The organism is Citrobacter enshiensis, from assembly GCF_029338175.1.
Lineage (GTDB): Bacteria > Pseudomonadota > Gammaproteobacteria > Enterobacterales > Enterobacteriaceae > Citrobacter_D > Citrobacter_D enshiensis.
The window spans coordinates 1,841,266-1,856,356 of sequence record NZ_CP119862.1 but is presented as its reverse complement, the minus strand read 5'-3'; the positions used below and the strand labels follow the sequence as shown (position 1 = coordinate 1,856,356).

The following is a 15,091-nucleotide window of genomic DNA, read 5'->3' as shown; positions in this document are numbered from 1 at the left end:
TGTGACTCCTTAATCAGCGGCCAGCCAGCGTGCTAAACGCTGCGCAAATGCGGCCTGACTTTCCAGTAATTCGTCTCCCGTCACCAGCGGCGCCGGGCGGGTGATCACGATGCAGGGGATCCCTGCATCCAGACAGGGGTTGAACTTTTTCCCTGATAACCGCCTTGCTGCGCCAGAGGCTTTTGTCACTACCACGTCGGCCTGACACTGGCGATAAAACGCTGCGTTAAATTCAGCGCTAAAGGGGCCGCAGAGGGCGAAGATCTCCCCTACGCCGAATCCCAGTTCTGCGCATTGCGCAATCACATCAGGAACGGGCAAGACGCGGGCCAGCAATGTTTTCTCCGGCAGGCCCTGCACGCCATTGCGCCAGGTCTTTACTGCCGGTGGTCAGCAGCACACGATCGCCAAACTTCTGTGCCAAATCACAGGCTTGCGCAATGCTCTGAACGGTATAAAGCAACGGGTGCGTCAGGTCGCTAAGTTGTTCCGGGCGCTGGTAGCGACTCAGCAACACGCCCGCCGCTTCGCATGGCGCGCAGGATGTTACGACTCACCACCTCGGCATACGGATGTGACGCATCGATCACCCAGCGGGTGCGGTTATCCCGGCAGCCAGGCGATCATCGGCTCCAGCTCCAGACGACCGCATCGCACCTGCCCTTTAATCTCCCCCGCCAGTTGCTTACCAGTAGGGGGCGCCACCGACAGGGGTGTAAGGGACGTTCGCGGCGTCCAGTTGCTGACACAGCGCCCGCGCGTCGCTGGTTCCGCCCATCACCAGCACCTCGCCGAATCTCACAGCACGTAACCTCTTGGCGTGATCATCAGACCATCCTGGATGTAGGTGGCTTTGTTTACCGGACAACACCAGGCTGGTCATATCCACGGGTTCGAAGTCCATTCCGCCAAGCGTGCTCAGCCATTTCTCCTGTTTCTTACGTCCCGCCGACTTCACGACACCGACCGGGGTTTCTGCGCTCTTGCTGGCCGACAATAATTCGAATGCGCGCGCCAGATGCCCTTCACGGCCCCGACTACGCGGGTTGTAGAAACAAATCACAAAGTCGGCTTCGCCTGCGGCGATAATGCGTTTTTTCAATGGACCGGCCACGGCGTTAACAGATCGCTTAAGCTGATGTGACAAAAATCGTGCATCAACGGCGCGCCCAACAGAGAAGCGGCAGCGATACTGGCGGTCATGCCGGGCACCAGACGGACCTCAACATCCAGTTTCTGCTTGCTGACCAGTTCCAGCACCAGACCCGCCATGCCATAAATGCCTGCGTCGCCGCTGCTGATCAGCGCCACGTTATGCCCGGCCTGCGCCAGTTCAATCGCCGCCTGACAGCGTTCGATCTCTTTGCACATACCGGTTTTGATCACCTGCTTGTCCGCCCGTGAAGGCTTTCACCAGATGGGTATAGGTTTTGTAACCGACAATAATTTCCGCCGCCTGTAGTGCCTCGACCGCTTCCATCGTCATCATTGCCTGCGAGCCAGGACCTATTCCAATTACGGTTAACATCAGTGTGAAACTCCCAAAGTAATAGTCACGCCCTGCTCACGCAGGGTCTCGCCTAACAGTTGTCCATGGCTCAGCAGCCAGGCTGCCGGACCTGATACGCTACCGACGCCCACCGTTTGACGCACAAACGACGAGGCAGGAAAGCGATGTTCGTGCTCACGCAGCGCGTCAGCGGTAAAGGTTTCGAAAGGAACCCGACAACAGGAGGCCAGTTGAATCAGCCCCTGTTCGTCTTTTTTGAGGTTGACGCTGCCGATCGCTTTTAATGCCAGCGGATCGAGCCGCTGCGCTTCAAGCTGACGGGCCAACAGGTTCGCTAACAGCGGAAATGGCGTGTCCCGACGACAGCCAATCCCGGCGACAACCCGCTGGGGCACCAGTTTCCAGTGCTGTACTGGCAGTGCGGGTAAATCCGTGCGCAGCGTGATGCAAATCAGCGCATCCAGCTCCGGCAATTGCTGCAGGTCGGTCACGATAATAAAGCCGCGTTTGTCACAGTGGCTGACCTCTTCGGCTAACGCGTCGTCCCACCACAGCCCCACCCGCCGCTGGCTTACCAGCATTTGGTTAACGGTTTTTACCGCCGTGCGAAAATCATTCATTCGGGCGTTAAGCTGGAACGCCAGCGTATCCAGCGCAGCCATATCGTTAACATCGGTCGCGGTGGTAATCACCGGATCGGCGCCCAGCATGCCCGCAAGGTAACGGGTGAGCGCATTGGCTCCCCCGGCATGACCGGAGAGCAGGCTGATCACATGCTGCCCGCGCTCATCGATGACGACGACTGCCGGGTCACTGAATTTGTCATTCACCAGCGGCGCGAGCACACGTACTGCAATACCGGTCGCGCCAATAAAAATCAGCGCCGAATATTGCGCAAACGCATCGCGTGCCGTACTGGCAAATCCGTCAGTAAACGGCACAAACCCCTCTTCCAGCAATTTCTCACTGGTAAAGCAGGTCAGCGGCAGCATTGCCGCCAGCCGTTTCGCCAGCATGACTCCGCCAGGCGTCAAACAAAAAAGCGCAATAGACTCAGGCTTTACGGTATTCATGGCTAAAGTCCGCAGCATAAAGTCTGGAGTAGTGATATTCATCACCGAGGAAATTCCCCACCAGAATGAGCGCCGTTTTGCGGATCCCCGCGTCACGAACTTTGTCGCCAATGTCTGCCAGCGTGCCGCGTACGGTCTGACTTTCCGGCCAAGTCGCTTTGTAGATCACCGCCACAGGGGTTGTTGCCGGGTATCCACCTTCAATCAGACGCTCCGCGACCCGATGAATACGCTGGACTGAAAGATAAATAGCCATTGACGTCTGGTGGCTGGCAAACGCCTCCAGTTGTTCACGTTCCGGTACCGGAGTCCGTCCTTCCAGACGGGTAATAATGAGGCTCTGCGACACTTCCGGGACGGTATATTCCACGCCAAGCTCGGCGGCCGCGCCGAGGAAAGCACTGACGCCAGGCACTACCTGCCAGTCAATCCCACGACGGGTCAACTCTTCACCCTGCTCGCGCACTGAGCCGTACAGTGATACATCGCCGGTTTGCAGACGCACCACCGTTTTTCCCGCCTTCACTCCGGCTTCCATCAGGTCGAGGATCTGTTCCAGGTGCAGTTCCGCGCTGTCGTGGCACTCTGCATCTGGCGGGCAGTAATCCAGTAATTCGGTATTGATCAACGAGCCTGCATAGATAACCACCTGCGCCTGTTGCAGCAAACGGTAGCCTTTGAGGGTGATCAGCTCACGGTCGCCAGGACCTGCGCCGACAAACCACACACTACGGGGATCAAATGTCTCAGACATGGTGTTCTTCCTTCTGACAGGCGATAACAAAAACAGGATTATTCGGTTTGAAATAGTGACCACTGCCGAGGGCAGTCAGTGACGAAACGTGTAGCTGTAGGCAATCCACGTCCTGCACACCAATGTGCTCCAGATGCGCCAGCGCGGTATTGAGGTTTTCTTGCAGGATGAAGGTCATGACCAGGCGGCCGCCGCAGTGAAGCTGACGCATTGCCCAGTCAATCAGTTCGGTAAGGTGACCACCGCTGCCGCCCATAAACACCGCATCGGCTTTCTCGCGTCAGCATCATTGGCGCTTCACCCGGCAGGATATCAATGTTGCTGCAGGCGAAATGCTGGCGGTTTTCATCCAGCAGTCGCAGCGCTGCGGGATTACGCTCAATGGCGGTGACATGCAGAGAAGGATGCTGCAGCGCCGCCTCAATCGAGACGCTTCCGGTTCCAGCGCCGACATCTATGAGATGGCTTGCGCGGTGCAATTCAAGTTTTGAGAGGGCGAGTGCGCGAACCACTTCTTTGGTCATCGGCACTTTCTCTCCACGTAGGAACAGCTCATCTTTCATCAAGGATCACCACTGCATTCATCTCATAGTCGCTGTTGACCTCACTGACGGGCAGCCAGTGGATCCGTTCGTTTTCCATCGCCAGGTTTTCACCGATCACCATCCAGCGATGTCCCTTACCGCGTTTCATTAACTGAGCCGCTATTTCGCGTGGGCCGCAGAGCGTGTCTGTCACCATCGCGACCTTGTTGTGCCGCGCCAGTTCGTCAAAACAGACGCTGCGCCCGTGGCTGCTGGTGAGCCACATATCGTTCATGTCAACGCCTGACTGCGCGCAGAGATACTGCACCGCGCTGATACCCGGAATAATGCGCACCCACTCAAGACCAAAGTGCGCCACCATGCGCGTGCCGATACCGTAAAAAAGCGGATCGCCAGAGGCCAGTACCACCACGCGTTTATCGTCATGGCGGGCAACCCAGTCCAGCAGTTCCGCAATGTTGGCGCCGAGCACAAACTGTTCGCCGCTGAAATCAGGGAACTGTAATAAATGACGTTTTCCGCCTACCAGGACGTCGGCTTGCGCCACCGCTTCCCGGGCGGCTGGCGTCATCAGATGTAGCCCTGCGGGTCCCATTCCCACCACCGTTAACATTGCATCTCCTTCGCAATCTCTTCGACCGGGCGGTTACTGCCGAGAACCTGATTCTCGAAAGAGAACATAATGGCGTCACAGCAAGGCGGGTTTTTCGTAAAGCGCAGCATCTGCATGACGCGCAGACAAATTCGCTCGGCCAGATGCGGGTAAATGCACTGAAACCCGTAGGCGTCGATATGTTCCATCGCCGCTTCGGTGGTATCGCAGTCGCTGACGAGCGTCAGCAGTTCACGCGGTGCGCCAAGGAGCGCCAGATGCGCCACTAACGTTTCCATGCGGGCATCGGCGATATGACTGTGCGTATGGAAGATCCCAGCCGCGATTTTAATGAGCTTACCGGGGTGTCCCACCAGCACGATGTGGCGATACCCCAGTCGCACCGCCTCTTCAATCATGTAGCCGACGAAATTGCTCATGGTGACGACAACCTGAGTGTCGATTCCCATTTGCTCGCGGACAAAACGTTCACCATGGTTGCCAGGCACCAGCACAACCCTGTCCAGACCCGCAGCGCGTTTGATCTCCAGCTCCAGCGACAAAGAACGTTTCCAGCTCTCTTCCGACATTGGCGTCACAATTCCTGTCGTGCCAATGATCGAAATCCCCCCCAGAATCCCGAGGCGTGAGTTGTAGGTTTTTTGCGCTCGCTCTTCGCCTTCCGGGGCGAAGATTTCGATTTCTGCGCCACGCGCCGGACCAATGGCTTCACGTACTGCGGATTCAATGGTGTGCCGGGGCGTGCGGTTGATCGCCGCGCTACCGACAGGCAAACCAATACCTTTGCGGGTAACCGTGCCTACGCCTTCTCCGCCCAGCAAGACGATCTCACCGGTTTCATTCAGGGTCACACGGGCAAAAATCAGCATGCCGTGGGTAGCGTCCACATCATCGCCACCATCCTTACGAATCGCGGCAATGGCCTGCTGCCCTTCAATGTGGGGAGACTCAACGTTCAGACACAGCGTCACCCCGGAAGGCGTCACGATAGAAACCTGATGAATCAAATGCTGGCGCAATACCATGAGTGCAGCGACTTTTGCTGCCGCCGTTGCACAGGATCCCGTGGTATACCCCTTACGCAGCGCTTTGCCGTTGTGCCATACCGGGGCATCAAAGGATGCGTCGCTCATCGCGCCCCCTGCAGGTGGTACAACATGGCGTTCACGATGGCCGCAGCCACGTTGCTTCCGCCTTTGCGCCCCAATGCGGCGATAGCCGGCAGGTTGCTTTGCGTTAGCGCGTCTTTCGACTCTTCGGCGCCAACGAATCCTACTGGCACACCGACCACGCCGCTGACGGCAACATCATGTTCAAGCAACCGGAACAATGCCGTTGGCGCATTGCCGAATACAAACACCTTCTCGCACTCTTCGGTAACCGCAATATCAACGGCCGCCATTGAGCGGGTGATCCCCTGCGCTTTTGCTGTACTCACCACGCGCGGGTCGCTGATGTAGCAGCGGCATTCACCGCCAAATTTGGCCAGCAGCGTTTTATTGATCCCGGAAAGCGCCATCGTGGTGTCGGTGTAGATAACGCACTGGCGCTGGAGTGCCGCACACAGGTGCTCCAGCGCATCGCTGGAAAACCACAAAATGTCCAGCCAGTCAAAATCTGCCGTAGTGTGGATAACCCGTTTGATGATCGCTTCATGCAACGGGCTGGCAAACTGATAATCCGGGCGGGTTTCACGAATAATCTCGCCAATGATGTCGAAACTTTTGGTTTCAATCGCCTGGGGTTGCTGGATGTATTGCATGTATTTCTCCTCAGGCCGCGCCAACTACCAGCCAGTGCGCCACCATAAACAGCGCAAGGGCCAGGGTCGAAGCTACCCACATCAATCGAATCGTTTGGGAAATGTCGTCTACAGAAATGTCGCGCCGCGCATCGCCTATCCAGGGTTTCTCAACACGCTGACCAAAGTAGTTATTTGGCCCGCCCAGGCGAATCCCCAACGCCCCGGCCACACACGCCTCAGACCAGGCACAGTTTGGACTGCTATGGTTGTAACGGTCGCGCCAGCCGATCTGCAGTGCGCGGGCACCATCCTGACGGCACAGAACTGCGGCAAGGCTAAGCAATAGCCAGCTAAGACGGGCTGGAAGGTAATTCGCCACATCATCAAGGCGAGCGCTGACCATACCGATGGCCCGGTATTTTTCATGCTTATAGCCCACCATAGAATCAAGGGTGTTGACCGCTTTGTAGGCCATGGCTAAAGGCGCGCCGCCAATCAACAGGAAAAACAGCGGCGCAATAATGCCGTCAACGGTGTTTTCCGCCACGGTCTCTACCACCGCACGATTGATTTGATCCGGCTGTAACTGCGACGTGTCTCGACCCACAATCCAGGCGAGCTTTTCCCTGCTTTCGGCAAGATTGCCAGCCCGCAATGGACGTTCAACATCCATCGCGGCCTTTGCCAGGCAGCGTCCCGCCAGGACGGTAAAGATCATCCAGACTTCAACCAGCCAGCCAAACCAGGGGTGAATCATTGTCGCCAGCGTCAGCACGCCCCAGGAAACACCCCAGGTCACGCCGACCACCAGAACCCACATCACCGCACCACCAATCCGCAGCGCGCGCTCGCTATGGCAATAACGTCTGACAAGGCGCTGAACCGAGGAGATTAAATTGCCAATCCAGCGTACCGGATGCGGCCAGTTTTGCGGGTCACCGATAATGAAATCGAGAAGCCAGGCAACGCCCCATGCCAGCAATGTCATAGTGACTCCCTGCCCGCAGCCAGCCAGTGGTTCAGCATTTCCGGACGCTGTGCGAAATGAACGTGAAGGTAACTGGCAAAGGTATTGCCCACTTGCCAGCCGCCGGACCACTCCTGCAAAATTTTACCGTCACGCACTTTGCGACACGCCATCACGGACGGTATTTCCGGGGTAAAATCCGAATAGTGAAATTCATGTCCGCGAAGCACATCGCCAGGCGCTGCCAGTAATGTTTGCTGCCTGGCCTGCGCCTCGCAGTAGCCGAAGCGGGTAAGTCGTTTTCCCATCCGGCTATGGCCCGGAATAACATCGGCCATCTGATACACCGCTCCGGTTGCATCCTCCAGCGAGCTTCCCAGGTACATCAAACCGCCGCACTCCGCATAGATAGCCACACCGCGCTGGTGCGCTGCCCGCAATTGCGACAACATCTCTGTATTTTCGGCAAGACCCGCCGCATGCAGTTCGGGGTATCCACCGCCAAGCCAAATCATCTGGCAGTCAGGAAGTTTGCGGTCATGAAGAGGGCTAAAACGGGCAATACGGACGCCAGTACGCTCCAGCAGAGTGATGTTGTCCGGGTAATAAAAATTGAAGGCTTCATCATCCGCGAGCGCCAGCGTAAGTCCTTCGCCAGCAGAGGCGGACGGTGATGCAGGCCATTCCCCTTCAGGCAGCGACGTGAGTTGACTCAGCGAAAGCAGTTTGTCGATATCCAGTGTCTGCTCAAGGGTACTGGCGAATTCCTGCCACGGCTGCTGATTGATAAGCGACTCTCGGGCGGTGACCAGTCCAAGATGGCGTTCAGGCAATGAAACGCCCTCAGCACGAGGGACATAGCCCAGAACAGGCACCGTGCAGTAGCGCTCAATTGCCGTTTTGAGGAGTTGGTAATGTGCTTCGCTGTTGACGCGATTGACGATGACGCCCGCAATGTTGAGATCAGGATCAAAGTGCTGGAATCCCATCACCGTCGCGGCAATCGAGGTTGAAACCGCTTTGCCATCCACCAGCAGAACGACCGGGCAACCCAGTTGCTTCGCCATTGCCGCCGTACTGCAATAATTGGGGTCGGTGCCGTAGCCGTCGTACAGCCCCATAACCCCTTCGATGACGGCAATGTCAGCCTGCTGCATATGCTCGCAAAACAAGGCATTAAGAACGGGCTCAGGGAGCATGAAACTGTCGAGATTGCGGGAGGTCGTGCCACAAACCGCCGTATGCCAGCCCGTGTCGAGATAGTCAGGTCCCACTTTGCAGGGTTGTACACGCAGACCGCGACGTTTTAACAGACTCAGCAAACCCAGCGTTACCGTGGTTTTGCCACAGCCGCTTCCGGTGCCTGCAAGAATAAATGCGTGAGAACGTGCCGCCATACCCCTGATCCTGTTCAGGGTGGTAGGGGTGTAGAGATGCGCTTGTAACCAGTGCCTTCAGACTGTACCGCTTCCGATCAACCCACTTCCCACCGAAGTTGTTGGTAATGGCCGACAGGCAGGTCTTCTGGCTCAGCGTCATCCTCACCCGTCCTTCCCAATCTTGCGATCAGTGGCGTTTACGGGGTCGTCAGCATCACAGCAGCGGGGCTGCGGGGGATTTCTCACCCCCTTCCCTGCCACAAATGTGGCAAACCTGTCGACTTACGTTAGGGATTTTTATCAACCCATAACGGTAATTAAATTCTAATTACATCTCACTCTTTCTTACGCCAATTTTCTGGCGTTACTAATGCATATTTTCACTCGTATATGTACTGAATGAGTGCAGCGGGAATAATAATAAAAACCACCAACTTCCCGAAACTGCACCCCATCACAAAAATAAAAACAGACGCAGTTTATCCCGCAAATAATACTATTTTGTTGCGCTACGACAACTTATCGCATTGAGGCGGTTACTTTCATTTTATAATGAATGACATGCCACAGGATATCAAAAATCGGCAATTGCCAGATATTGATATTTACGCAGATTCAATAGACGAATTTTCATTAATTTGCTGACGAAACGTCCTGCGGCGTCACCTGATACGTCTGGCGAAAAACTTTGCAGAAATAACTGGTTTGAGAAAAGCCTAAATTACGCGCAATGCTGGCAATGCTCCAGTCACTGTGGCACAGCAGTTCCCTGGCGCTGGCCATTCTTTGCTGGTTTACCCAAGCGTTAAAACCGATGCCCTGATATTTTTTAAATAACTTGCTGAAGTAGTACGGGCTAAGATAAACATGTGACGCGACATCCTCAAGACGCAGATCGTCCGACAAATGCGCATCAATGTAGCGCAGCGCTTTCTTTATTTTACTGTCATGCGGATTAGGACTACGGCTCGCCCGGGCCGGTTCAGCTTGCTGTGGATTATCTTTGATAACAACAAAATTGAGTTGTTTTTTAAGGCAATTTTCAACAATGAGCTTCAACAGGTCTGCTGACGCCATCACCCTTGAATAGTCCATCTCTGGTACGTTATGAAATTCGTTCAGCAGCTCGGGATCGGCCTGCCAACGGTCATCCACATTGAGAATATCCACCAGGCCGACATCATTGCTTAAACGCACTTGCCCACAAAGGACGAACCCAACCAGATGACCCGCAATCACCAACGGAATAGAGAAATCGGTTAACCCTGCATGGCAGCGATAAATACAAGGCTGATCTGATTTTGATGCTTCCAGACCGCCGCAGCGATCGCTCATACGGCAACGCGTACTGTGTTGGGGATGTTGGCGCATCAATTGACAAAATGGTGTGAAATTAAACAGCTCAGAAATCTCATCACCATGAATATTGACAACCACAACCGCCAGACTGGTGGCTTGTGCAAAATCCTGTGCGATTTTATTAATGAGTTCTGAGTTCAGAGCGCTCGCAGAAATCATGATAAAACCTCTCAGTTAATTTATTGTTATAAACAGCACATTTTATTTACATTCGCTTAATCATTATCTTGAGGTATTAATGATCAAAGCATAATGCACAATAACAAAAGTCCCCCATCCCTGGGAGACGTTTTATTCAGTTCGTGAAACCAGATCACGAAATCATTTACCTATTTCAGAAAAGCCCATAAAAACGGCGTTACCCCTGATTTTCTTCCAGCTTACAGGCATTACACGGTAAGTTTTTTACCAATAAAATAGCGATAGATTGCCGCCCCCCCCGCAAGCCCCAACAATCGGTGCCACGATAGGTACAATAAAATATGGGATATCACGTCCGCCTGTCATCGCAATGTCTCCCCATCCTGCCATCCATGCGAACAGTTTTGGGCCAAAATCACGAGCAGGGTTCATCGCAAATCCAGTAAGAGGACCGGTGGAAGCACCGATAACCGCCACCAGTATCCCAATCAGCAAAGGGGCCAACGGTCCTTTAGGCACACCATTGCCATCGTCGGTCAGCGCCATGATCATCCCCATCAGAATGGACGTGATCACCACTTCCACCAGCGCAGCTTGCCATACACTCAAGGCCGCAGCTGGATATGTACTGAAAATACTCGCCAGTTGCAAACTTTCGACGCTGCCACGCACCAGTTGATGAGCCGTTTCAAATTCGATAAACAGACTGCCATAAAGCAGATATGCCAGCATCGCCCCGCCAAACGCGCCAGCAAGCTGGGCGATTGTGTAGGGCAGAACTTTACGGCCTGGGAAACAGGCAAACAACCATAATGCAATCGTCACTGCCGGGTTTAAATGCGCACCGGATATTCCGGCGGTCAGATAAACGGCAAGCGAGATCCCTAACCCCCAAATGATACAGATTTCCCATAATCCCAAACTTGCGCCAGCAACTTTGAGCGCACTGAGGCAACCGATACCGAAGAACAAAAACAGCCCGGTGCCCAAAAATTCGGCAATGCATTGCGCTTTTAATGAATCGTTCATTGTGACACCTTCTAAGCAGAGTTTGTGTCTGTGCCAGCAAGCTTCCCTGCTGACGACCGACTTTCACTATAAAAACTGATCTCTGCAAATTGTTGGCAACCTGAAGGCTGGCAGGCTCTGAAAAATCGTGCCGCAATAACAAATTATTGCTATTCGTTTACCCCGTAGAGCAGACACCACGAGCGATTCGATAAATAAAATGCAGTCGTTGCATTAGTAAAAAATGGCTAAATCCAACATTTAAATTTCCAACAAACATCACATATTCATTTCTCCTTGGCAAATTAATTTTATTTTGTCACCTGGTAAAATGTAAAAATGAAATAACAAAAACAAAATAGTTACATTTTTATTATTTTTATTTTTGTTTAAAAACAACAACATGAAATAAATTTAAGCAATTTAATAGCATTGACAACCCACTATTTTTTCACGTTCAAAGATAAGTCAGCCATTCTTTTTCCTCGCTTCTTTTTATAGTCCTGATTATCGGGACAACCCAGGCGAGGTCTTTATGCAACAAGAAGCATTAGGAATGGTAGAAACCAAAGGTTTAACCGCTGCCATCGAAGCCGCTGATGCGATGGTGAAATCAGCCAATGTCATGCTGGTCGGCTACGAAAAAATTGGCTCGGGACTGGTGACAGTTATCGTTCGCGGTGACGTCGGCGCAGTCAAAGCGGCTACCGATGCAGGTGCGGCAGCTGCCCGCAACGTGGGAGAAGTGAAAGCCGTACACGTGATTCCACGCCCTCATACCGATGTAGAAAAAATCCTACCGAAGGGAATTAGCCAATGAGCAGCAATGAGCTGGTGGAACAGATCATGGCGCAGGTGATTGCCCGCGTGGCAACCCCCGCTCAACCGGTCATCCCTGATAAACCCTATCCAAAACGAGAGACGGCTATGGCAGAAAAGAGCTGCAGTTTAACGGAATTTGTCGGCACCGCGATTGGCGACACTGTTGGTCTGGTCATCGCGAACGTAGACAGCGCCTTGCTGGAGGCGATGAAGCTTGAGAAGCGTTATCGCTCAATTGGCATTCTGGGCGCACGTACGGGTGCAGGTCCACACATTATGGCCGCTGATGAAGCCGTAAAAGCGACGAATACGGAAGTGGTCAGCATTGAGCTTCCCCGCGACACCAAGGGCGGTGCCGGGCATGGTTCGCTGATCATTCTGGGCGGCAACGATGTTTCAGACGTAAAACGCGGCATCGAAGTCGCGCTCAAAGAACTTGACCGTACCTTTGGCGATGTCTACGCCAACGAAGCGGGTCATCTGGAACTGCAGTACACCGCACGCGCCAGTTATGCCCTTGAAAAAGCGTTCGGCGCACCACTCGGTCGCGCCTGCGGCGTCATTGTTGGCGCTCCAGCTTCTGTCGGCGTGTTAATGGCTGATACCGCGCTGAAATCCGCCAACGTTGAGGTCGTGGCCTATAGCTCTCCGGCACATGGAACCAGCTTTAGTAATGAAGCCATTCTGGTGATTTCCGGCGACTCCGGCGCTGTACGTCAGGCGGTTATCTCTGCTCGCGAAATTGGCAAAACCGTCCTGTCGACCCTCGGCTCTGAACCGAAAAACGATCGTCCGTCCTATATCTAATACCCATGAGGCTGATTCATGAGATCGAAAAGATTTGAAGCACTGGCGAAACGCCCTGTGAATCAGGACGGCTTCGTTAAGGAGTGGATCGAAGAAGGCTTCATTGCAATGGAAAGCCCGAACGATCCTAAACCCTCGATTAAAATCGTCAACGGCGCAGTGACCGAACTGGATGGCAAAGCCGCCAGCGAATTTGACCTGATTGACCATTTCATCGCCCGCTACGGGATTAATCTGGCACGTGCCGAAGAAGTCATGAAAATGGATTCGGTCAAGCTTGCCAATATGCTCTGCGATCCTAATGTAAAACGCAGTGACATCGTACCGCTCACCACCGCGATGACACCGGCGAAAATCGTTGAAGTGGTGTCACACATGAACGTGGTTGAGATGATGATGGCGATGCAGAAAATGCGCGCTCGTCGTACCCCTTCTCAACAGGCGCACGTGACCAACATCAAAGATAACCCGGTACAGATCGCTGCCGATGCCGCCGAAGGCGCATGGCGCGGATTTGATGAACAAGAGACGACGGTGGCGGTGGCGCGTTATGCCCCGTTCAACGCTATCGCTCTGCTCGTTGGCTCCCAGGTTGGTCGTCCTGGCGTATTAACCCAGTGTTCGCTGGAAGAAGCCACCGAACTGAAACTCGGTATGTTAGGCCATACCTGCTACGCCGAAACCATCTCCGTCTACGGTACCGAACCTGTCTTTACCGACGGTGATGATACCCCCTGGTCGAAAGGCTTTCTGGCCTCTTCTTATGCCTCTCGCGGCCTGAAAATGCGGTTTACCTCCGGTTCTGGCTCTGAAGTGCAAATGGGTTACGCCGAAGGCAAGTCGATGCTGTACCTGGAAGCGCGTTGCATCTACATCACGAAAGCGGCTGGCGTACAGGGATTGCAAAACGGTTCGGTAAGCTGCATTGGCGTGCCTTCCGCAGTGCCATCGGGGATTCGCGCCGTATTAGCAGAAAACCTGATCTGCTCGTCGTTGGATCTGGAATGCGCCTCCAGTAACGACCAGACCTTCACCCACTCCGACATGCGCCGTACGGCGCGCCTGCTGATGCAGTTCCTGCCGGGAACTGACTTTATCTCCTCCGGGTATTCTGCGGTGCCGAACTACGACAACATGTTTGCCGGTTCCAACGAAGATGCCGAGGATTTTGACGACTACAACGTCCTTCAGCGTGACCTGAAAGTAGACGGGGGTCTACGTCCGGTTCGTGAAGAAGACGTCATCGCCATTCGTAATAAAGCTGCCCGCGCACTGCAGGCCGTCTTTGCCGGTATGGGTCTTCCACCGATCACTGACGAAGAAGTCGAAGCCGCCACTTACGCCCACGGTTCGAAAGACATGCCGGAACGTAACATTGTTGAAGATCTCAAGTTTGCGCAGGAGATCATCAATAAGAACCGTAACGGCCTGGAAGTGGTAAAAGCCCTCGCCCAGGGTGGTTTTACCGACGTTGCTCAGGACATGCTCAACATCCAGAAAGCCAAGCTGACCGGAGACTATCTGCATACCTCCGCCATTATCGTCGGTGATGGACAAGTGCTCTCAGCAGTAAATGACATTAACGATTATGCCGTCCCGGCAACAGGTTATCGCCTGCAAGGCGAACGCTGGGAAGAGATAAAAAATATCCCTGGCGCACTCGATCCCAACGAACTTGGCTAAGGGGTGAAAAATGGAAATTAATGAAAAGCTGCTGCGCCAGATAATTGAAGATGTACTGTCCGAAATGCAGAGCAGTGACAAACCAGTGACCTTGCGCACACCCGCTGTTCAGGCTGCGCCTGCACAGGGTGAAAGCTTTCTGACTGAAATTGGCGAAGCCAAACAAGGTTCCCAGCAATGACGATGAGTCATCATTGCTGTTGGCCCGGCATTTGGTCTGTCCGCAAACCGTCAATATCGTGGGTCTGCCGCACAAGAGCATTCTGCGCGAAGTGATCGCGGGTATTGAAGAAGAAGGCATCAAAGCCTGTGTTATTCGCTGTTTTAAATCATCCGATGTGGCGTTTCGTCGCGGTAGAAGGGAACCGTCTGAGCGGTTCTGGTATCTCTATCGGCATCCAGTCTAAAGGGACGACGGTCATTCACCAACAAGGGTTACCTCCGCTCTCCAACCTGGAGCTTTTCCCGCAGGCCCCGTTACTCACGCTGGAAACGTATCGTCAAATTGGTAAGAACGCCGCGCGTTATGCCAAGAGAGAATCTCCGCAACCTGTTCCGACGCTGAACGATCAGATGGCGCGCCCGAAATATCAGGCGAAATCGGCCATTTTGCATATCAAAGAGACGAAGTATGTCGTGACGGGCAAAAACGCGCAGGAACTGCGCGTGGCGCTTTAACAAAGGAT

General features: G+C 53.9%; 10 protein-coding genes, 6 pseudogenes and 1 riboswitch. Of the genes and pseudogenes, 4 read left to right on the top strand and 12 right to left on the bottom strand.

The window, feature by feature from the left end:
- Positions 1–9 precede the first annotated feature (9 nt).
- The 12 genes and pseudogenes from P2W74_RS08865 to pduF form a co-directional block, all read right to left on the bottom strand.
- A pseudogene (locus P2W74_RS08865) lies at positions 10–802 on the bottom strand (cobalt-precorrin-6A reductase).
- Positions 799–1,528: pseudogene (locus tag P2W74_RS08860) on the bottom strand (precorrin-3B C(17)-methyltransferase). The pseudogenes P2W74_RS08865 and P2W74_RS08860 overlap by 4 nt, the downstream one beginning before the upstream one ends.
- Positions 1,528–2,583 (bottom strand): cobalt-precorrin 5A hydrolase, encoded by a 1,056-nt coding sequence (gene cbiG, locus P2W74_RS08855; RefSeq protein ID WP_276294716.1) that lies wholly within the window; start codon positions 2,581–2,583, stop codon positions 1,528–1,530. Before cbiG ends, P2W74_RS08860 begins: the two are co-directional and overlap by 1 nt.
- Entirely contained in the window at positions 2,564–3,337 is a 774-nt protein-coding gene (locus P2W74_RS08850) for a cobalt-precorrin-4 methyltransferase (RefSeq protein ID WP_276294715.1), read from the bottom strand. Before P2W74_RS08850 ends, cbiG begins: the two co-directional genes overlap by 20 nt.
- A pseudogene (locus tag P2W74_RS08845) lies at positions 3,330–3,900 on the bottom strand (decarboxylating cobalt-precorrin-6B (C(15))-methyltransferase). Before P2W74_RS08845 ends, P2W74_RS08850 begins: the two are co-directional and overlap by 8 nt.
- Positions 3,890–4,495 (bottom strand): cobalt-precorrin-7 (C(5))-methyltransferase, encoded by a 606-nt coding sequence (locus P2W74_RS08840; protein WP_276294713.1) that lies wholly within the window; start codon positions 4,493–4,495, stop codon positions 3,890–3,892. The pseudogene P2W74_RS08845 and the gene P2W74_RS08840 overlap by 11 nt, the downstream one beginning before the upstream one ends.
- Positions 4,489–5,628, bottom strand: a complete 1,140-nt coding sequence (gene cbiD / locus P2W74_RS08835) for a cobalt-precorrin-5B (C(1))-methyltransferase CbiD (protein WP_276294712.1) — start codon at positions 5,626–5,628, stop codon at positions 4,489–4,491. The genes P2W74_RS08840 and cbiD overlap by 7 nt, the downstream gene beginning before the upstream one ends.
- Positions 5,625–6,257, bottom strand: a complete 633-nt coding sequence (locus P2W74_RS08830) for a cobalt-precorrin-8 methylmutase (protein WP_276294711.1) — start codon at positions 6,255–6,257, stop codon at positions 5,625–5,627. Before P2W74_RS08830 ends, cbiD begins: the two co-directional genes overlap by 4 nt.
- 10 nt (positions 6,258–6,267) lie before the next feature.
- Positions 6,268–7,227 (bottom strand): adenosylcobinamide-phosphate synthase CbiB, encoded by a 960-nt coding sequence (cbiB, locus tag P2W74_RS08825; protein ID WP_276294710.1) that lies wholly within the window; start codon positions 7,225–7,227, stop codon positions 6,268–6,270.
- The gene (locus P2W74_RS08820) at positions 7,224–8,603 is read right to left on the bottom strand and encodes a cobyrinate a,c-diamide synthase (protein WP_276294709.1); all 1,380 of its coding nucleotides are present in this window, start codon (positions 8,601–8,603) and stop codon (positions 7,224–7,226) included. The genes cbiB and P2W74_RS08820 overlap by 4 nt, the downstream gene beginning before the upstream one ends.
- A 100-nt stretch (positions 8,604–8,703) precedes the next feature.
- Positions 8,704–8,878: riboswitch (cobalamin riboswitch) on the bottom strand.
- Positions 8,879–9,190: 312 nt separating this feature from the next.
- Positions 9,191–10,103 (bottom strand): annotated as a pseudogene (gene pocR / locus P2W74_RS08815) (transcriptional regulator PocR).
- A 199-nt stretch (positions 10,104–10,302) separates the two neighbouring features.
- Positions 10,303–11,114: pseudogene (gene pduF, locus P2W74_RS08810) on the bottom strand (propanediol diffusion facilitator PduF).
- A 514-nt stretch (positions 11,115–11,628) separates the two neighbouring features.
- Between pduF and pduA the strand changes: the two are divergent.
- The 4 genes and pseudogenes from pduA to P2W74_RS08790 all read left to right on the top strand — a co-directional run bounded on the left by pduA (position 11,629) and on the right by P2W74_RS08790 (position 15,083).
- A complete protein-coding gene (pduA, locus tag P2W74_RS08805) occupies positions 11,629–11,913 on the top strand; it encodes a propanediol utilization microcompartment protein PduA (RefSeq protein ID WP_001183618.1) in 285 nt (94 codons plus the stop codon).
- Positions 11,910–12,722 (top strand): propanediol utilization microcompartment protein PduB, encoded by an 813-nt coding sequence (gene pduB / locus P2W74_RS08800; protein ID WP_276294708.1) that lies wholly within the window; start codon positions 11,910–11,912, stop codon positions 12,720–12,722. Before pduA ends, pduB begins: the two co-directional genes overlap by 4 nt.
- Positions 12,723–12,740: 18 nt before the next feature.
- Positions 12,741–14,405 (top strand): propanediol dehydratase large subunit PduC, encoded by a 1,665-nt coding sequence (pduC, locus tag P2W74_RS08795; RefSeq protein WP_276294707.1) that lies wholly within the window; start codon positions 12,741–12,743, stop codon positions 14,403–14,405.
- A gap of 10 nt (positions 14,406–14,415) precedes the next feature.
- Positions 14,416–15,083 (top strand): annotated as a pseudogene (locus tag P2W74_RS08790) (propanediol/glycerol family dehydratase medium subunit).
- Positions 15,084–15,091: the final 8 nt, after the last annotated feature.

Excerpts from the sequence above, each read along its gene's own strand:
- cbiB (WP_276294710.1), bottom strand. The coding sequence starts at position 7,227 with ATGACATTGCTGGCATGGGGCGTTGCCTGGCTTCTCGATTTCATTATC.
- cbiD (WP_276294712.1), bottom strand. The coding sequence starts at position 5,628 with ATGAGCGACGCATCCTTTGATGCCCCGGTATGGCACAACGGCAAAGCG.
- P2W74_RS08830 (WP_276294711.1), bottom strand. The coding sequence starts at position 6,257 with ATGCAATACATCCAGCAACCCCAGGCGATTGAAACCAAAAGTTTCGAC.
- P2W74_RS08850 (WP_276294715.1), bottom strand. The coding sequence starts at position 3,337 with ATGTCTGAGACATTTGATCCCCGTAGTGTGTGGTTTGTCGGCGCAGGT.
- cbiG (WP_276294716.1), bottom strand. The coding sequence starts at position 2,583 with ATGAATACCGTAAAGCCTGAGTCTATTGCGCTTTTTTGTTTGACGCCT.
- P2W74_RS08840 (WP_276294713.1), bottom strand. The coding sequence starts at position 4,495 with ATGTTAACGGTGGTGGGAATGGGACCCGCAGGGCTACATCTGATGACG.
- pduA (WP_001183618.1), top strand. The coding sequence starts at position 11,629 with ATGCAACAAGAAGCATTAGGAATGGTAGAAACCAAAGGTTTAACCGCT.
- pduC (WP_276294707.1), top strand. The coding sequence starts at position 12,741 with ATGAGATCGAAAAGATTTGAAGCACTGGCGAAACGCCCTGTGAATCAG.
- P2W74_RS08820 (WP_276294709.1), bottom strand. The coding sequence starts at position 8,603 with ATGGCGGCACGTTCTCACGCATTTATTCTTGCAGGCACCGGAAGCGGC.
- pduB (WP_276294708.1), top strand. The coding sequence starts at position 11,910 with ATGAGCAGCAATGAGCTGGTGGAACAGATCATGGCGCAGGTGATTGCC.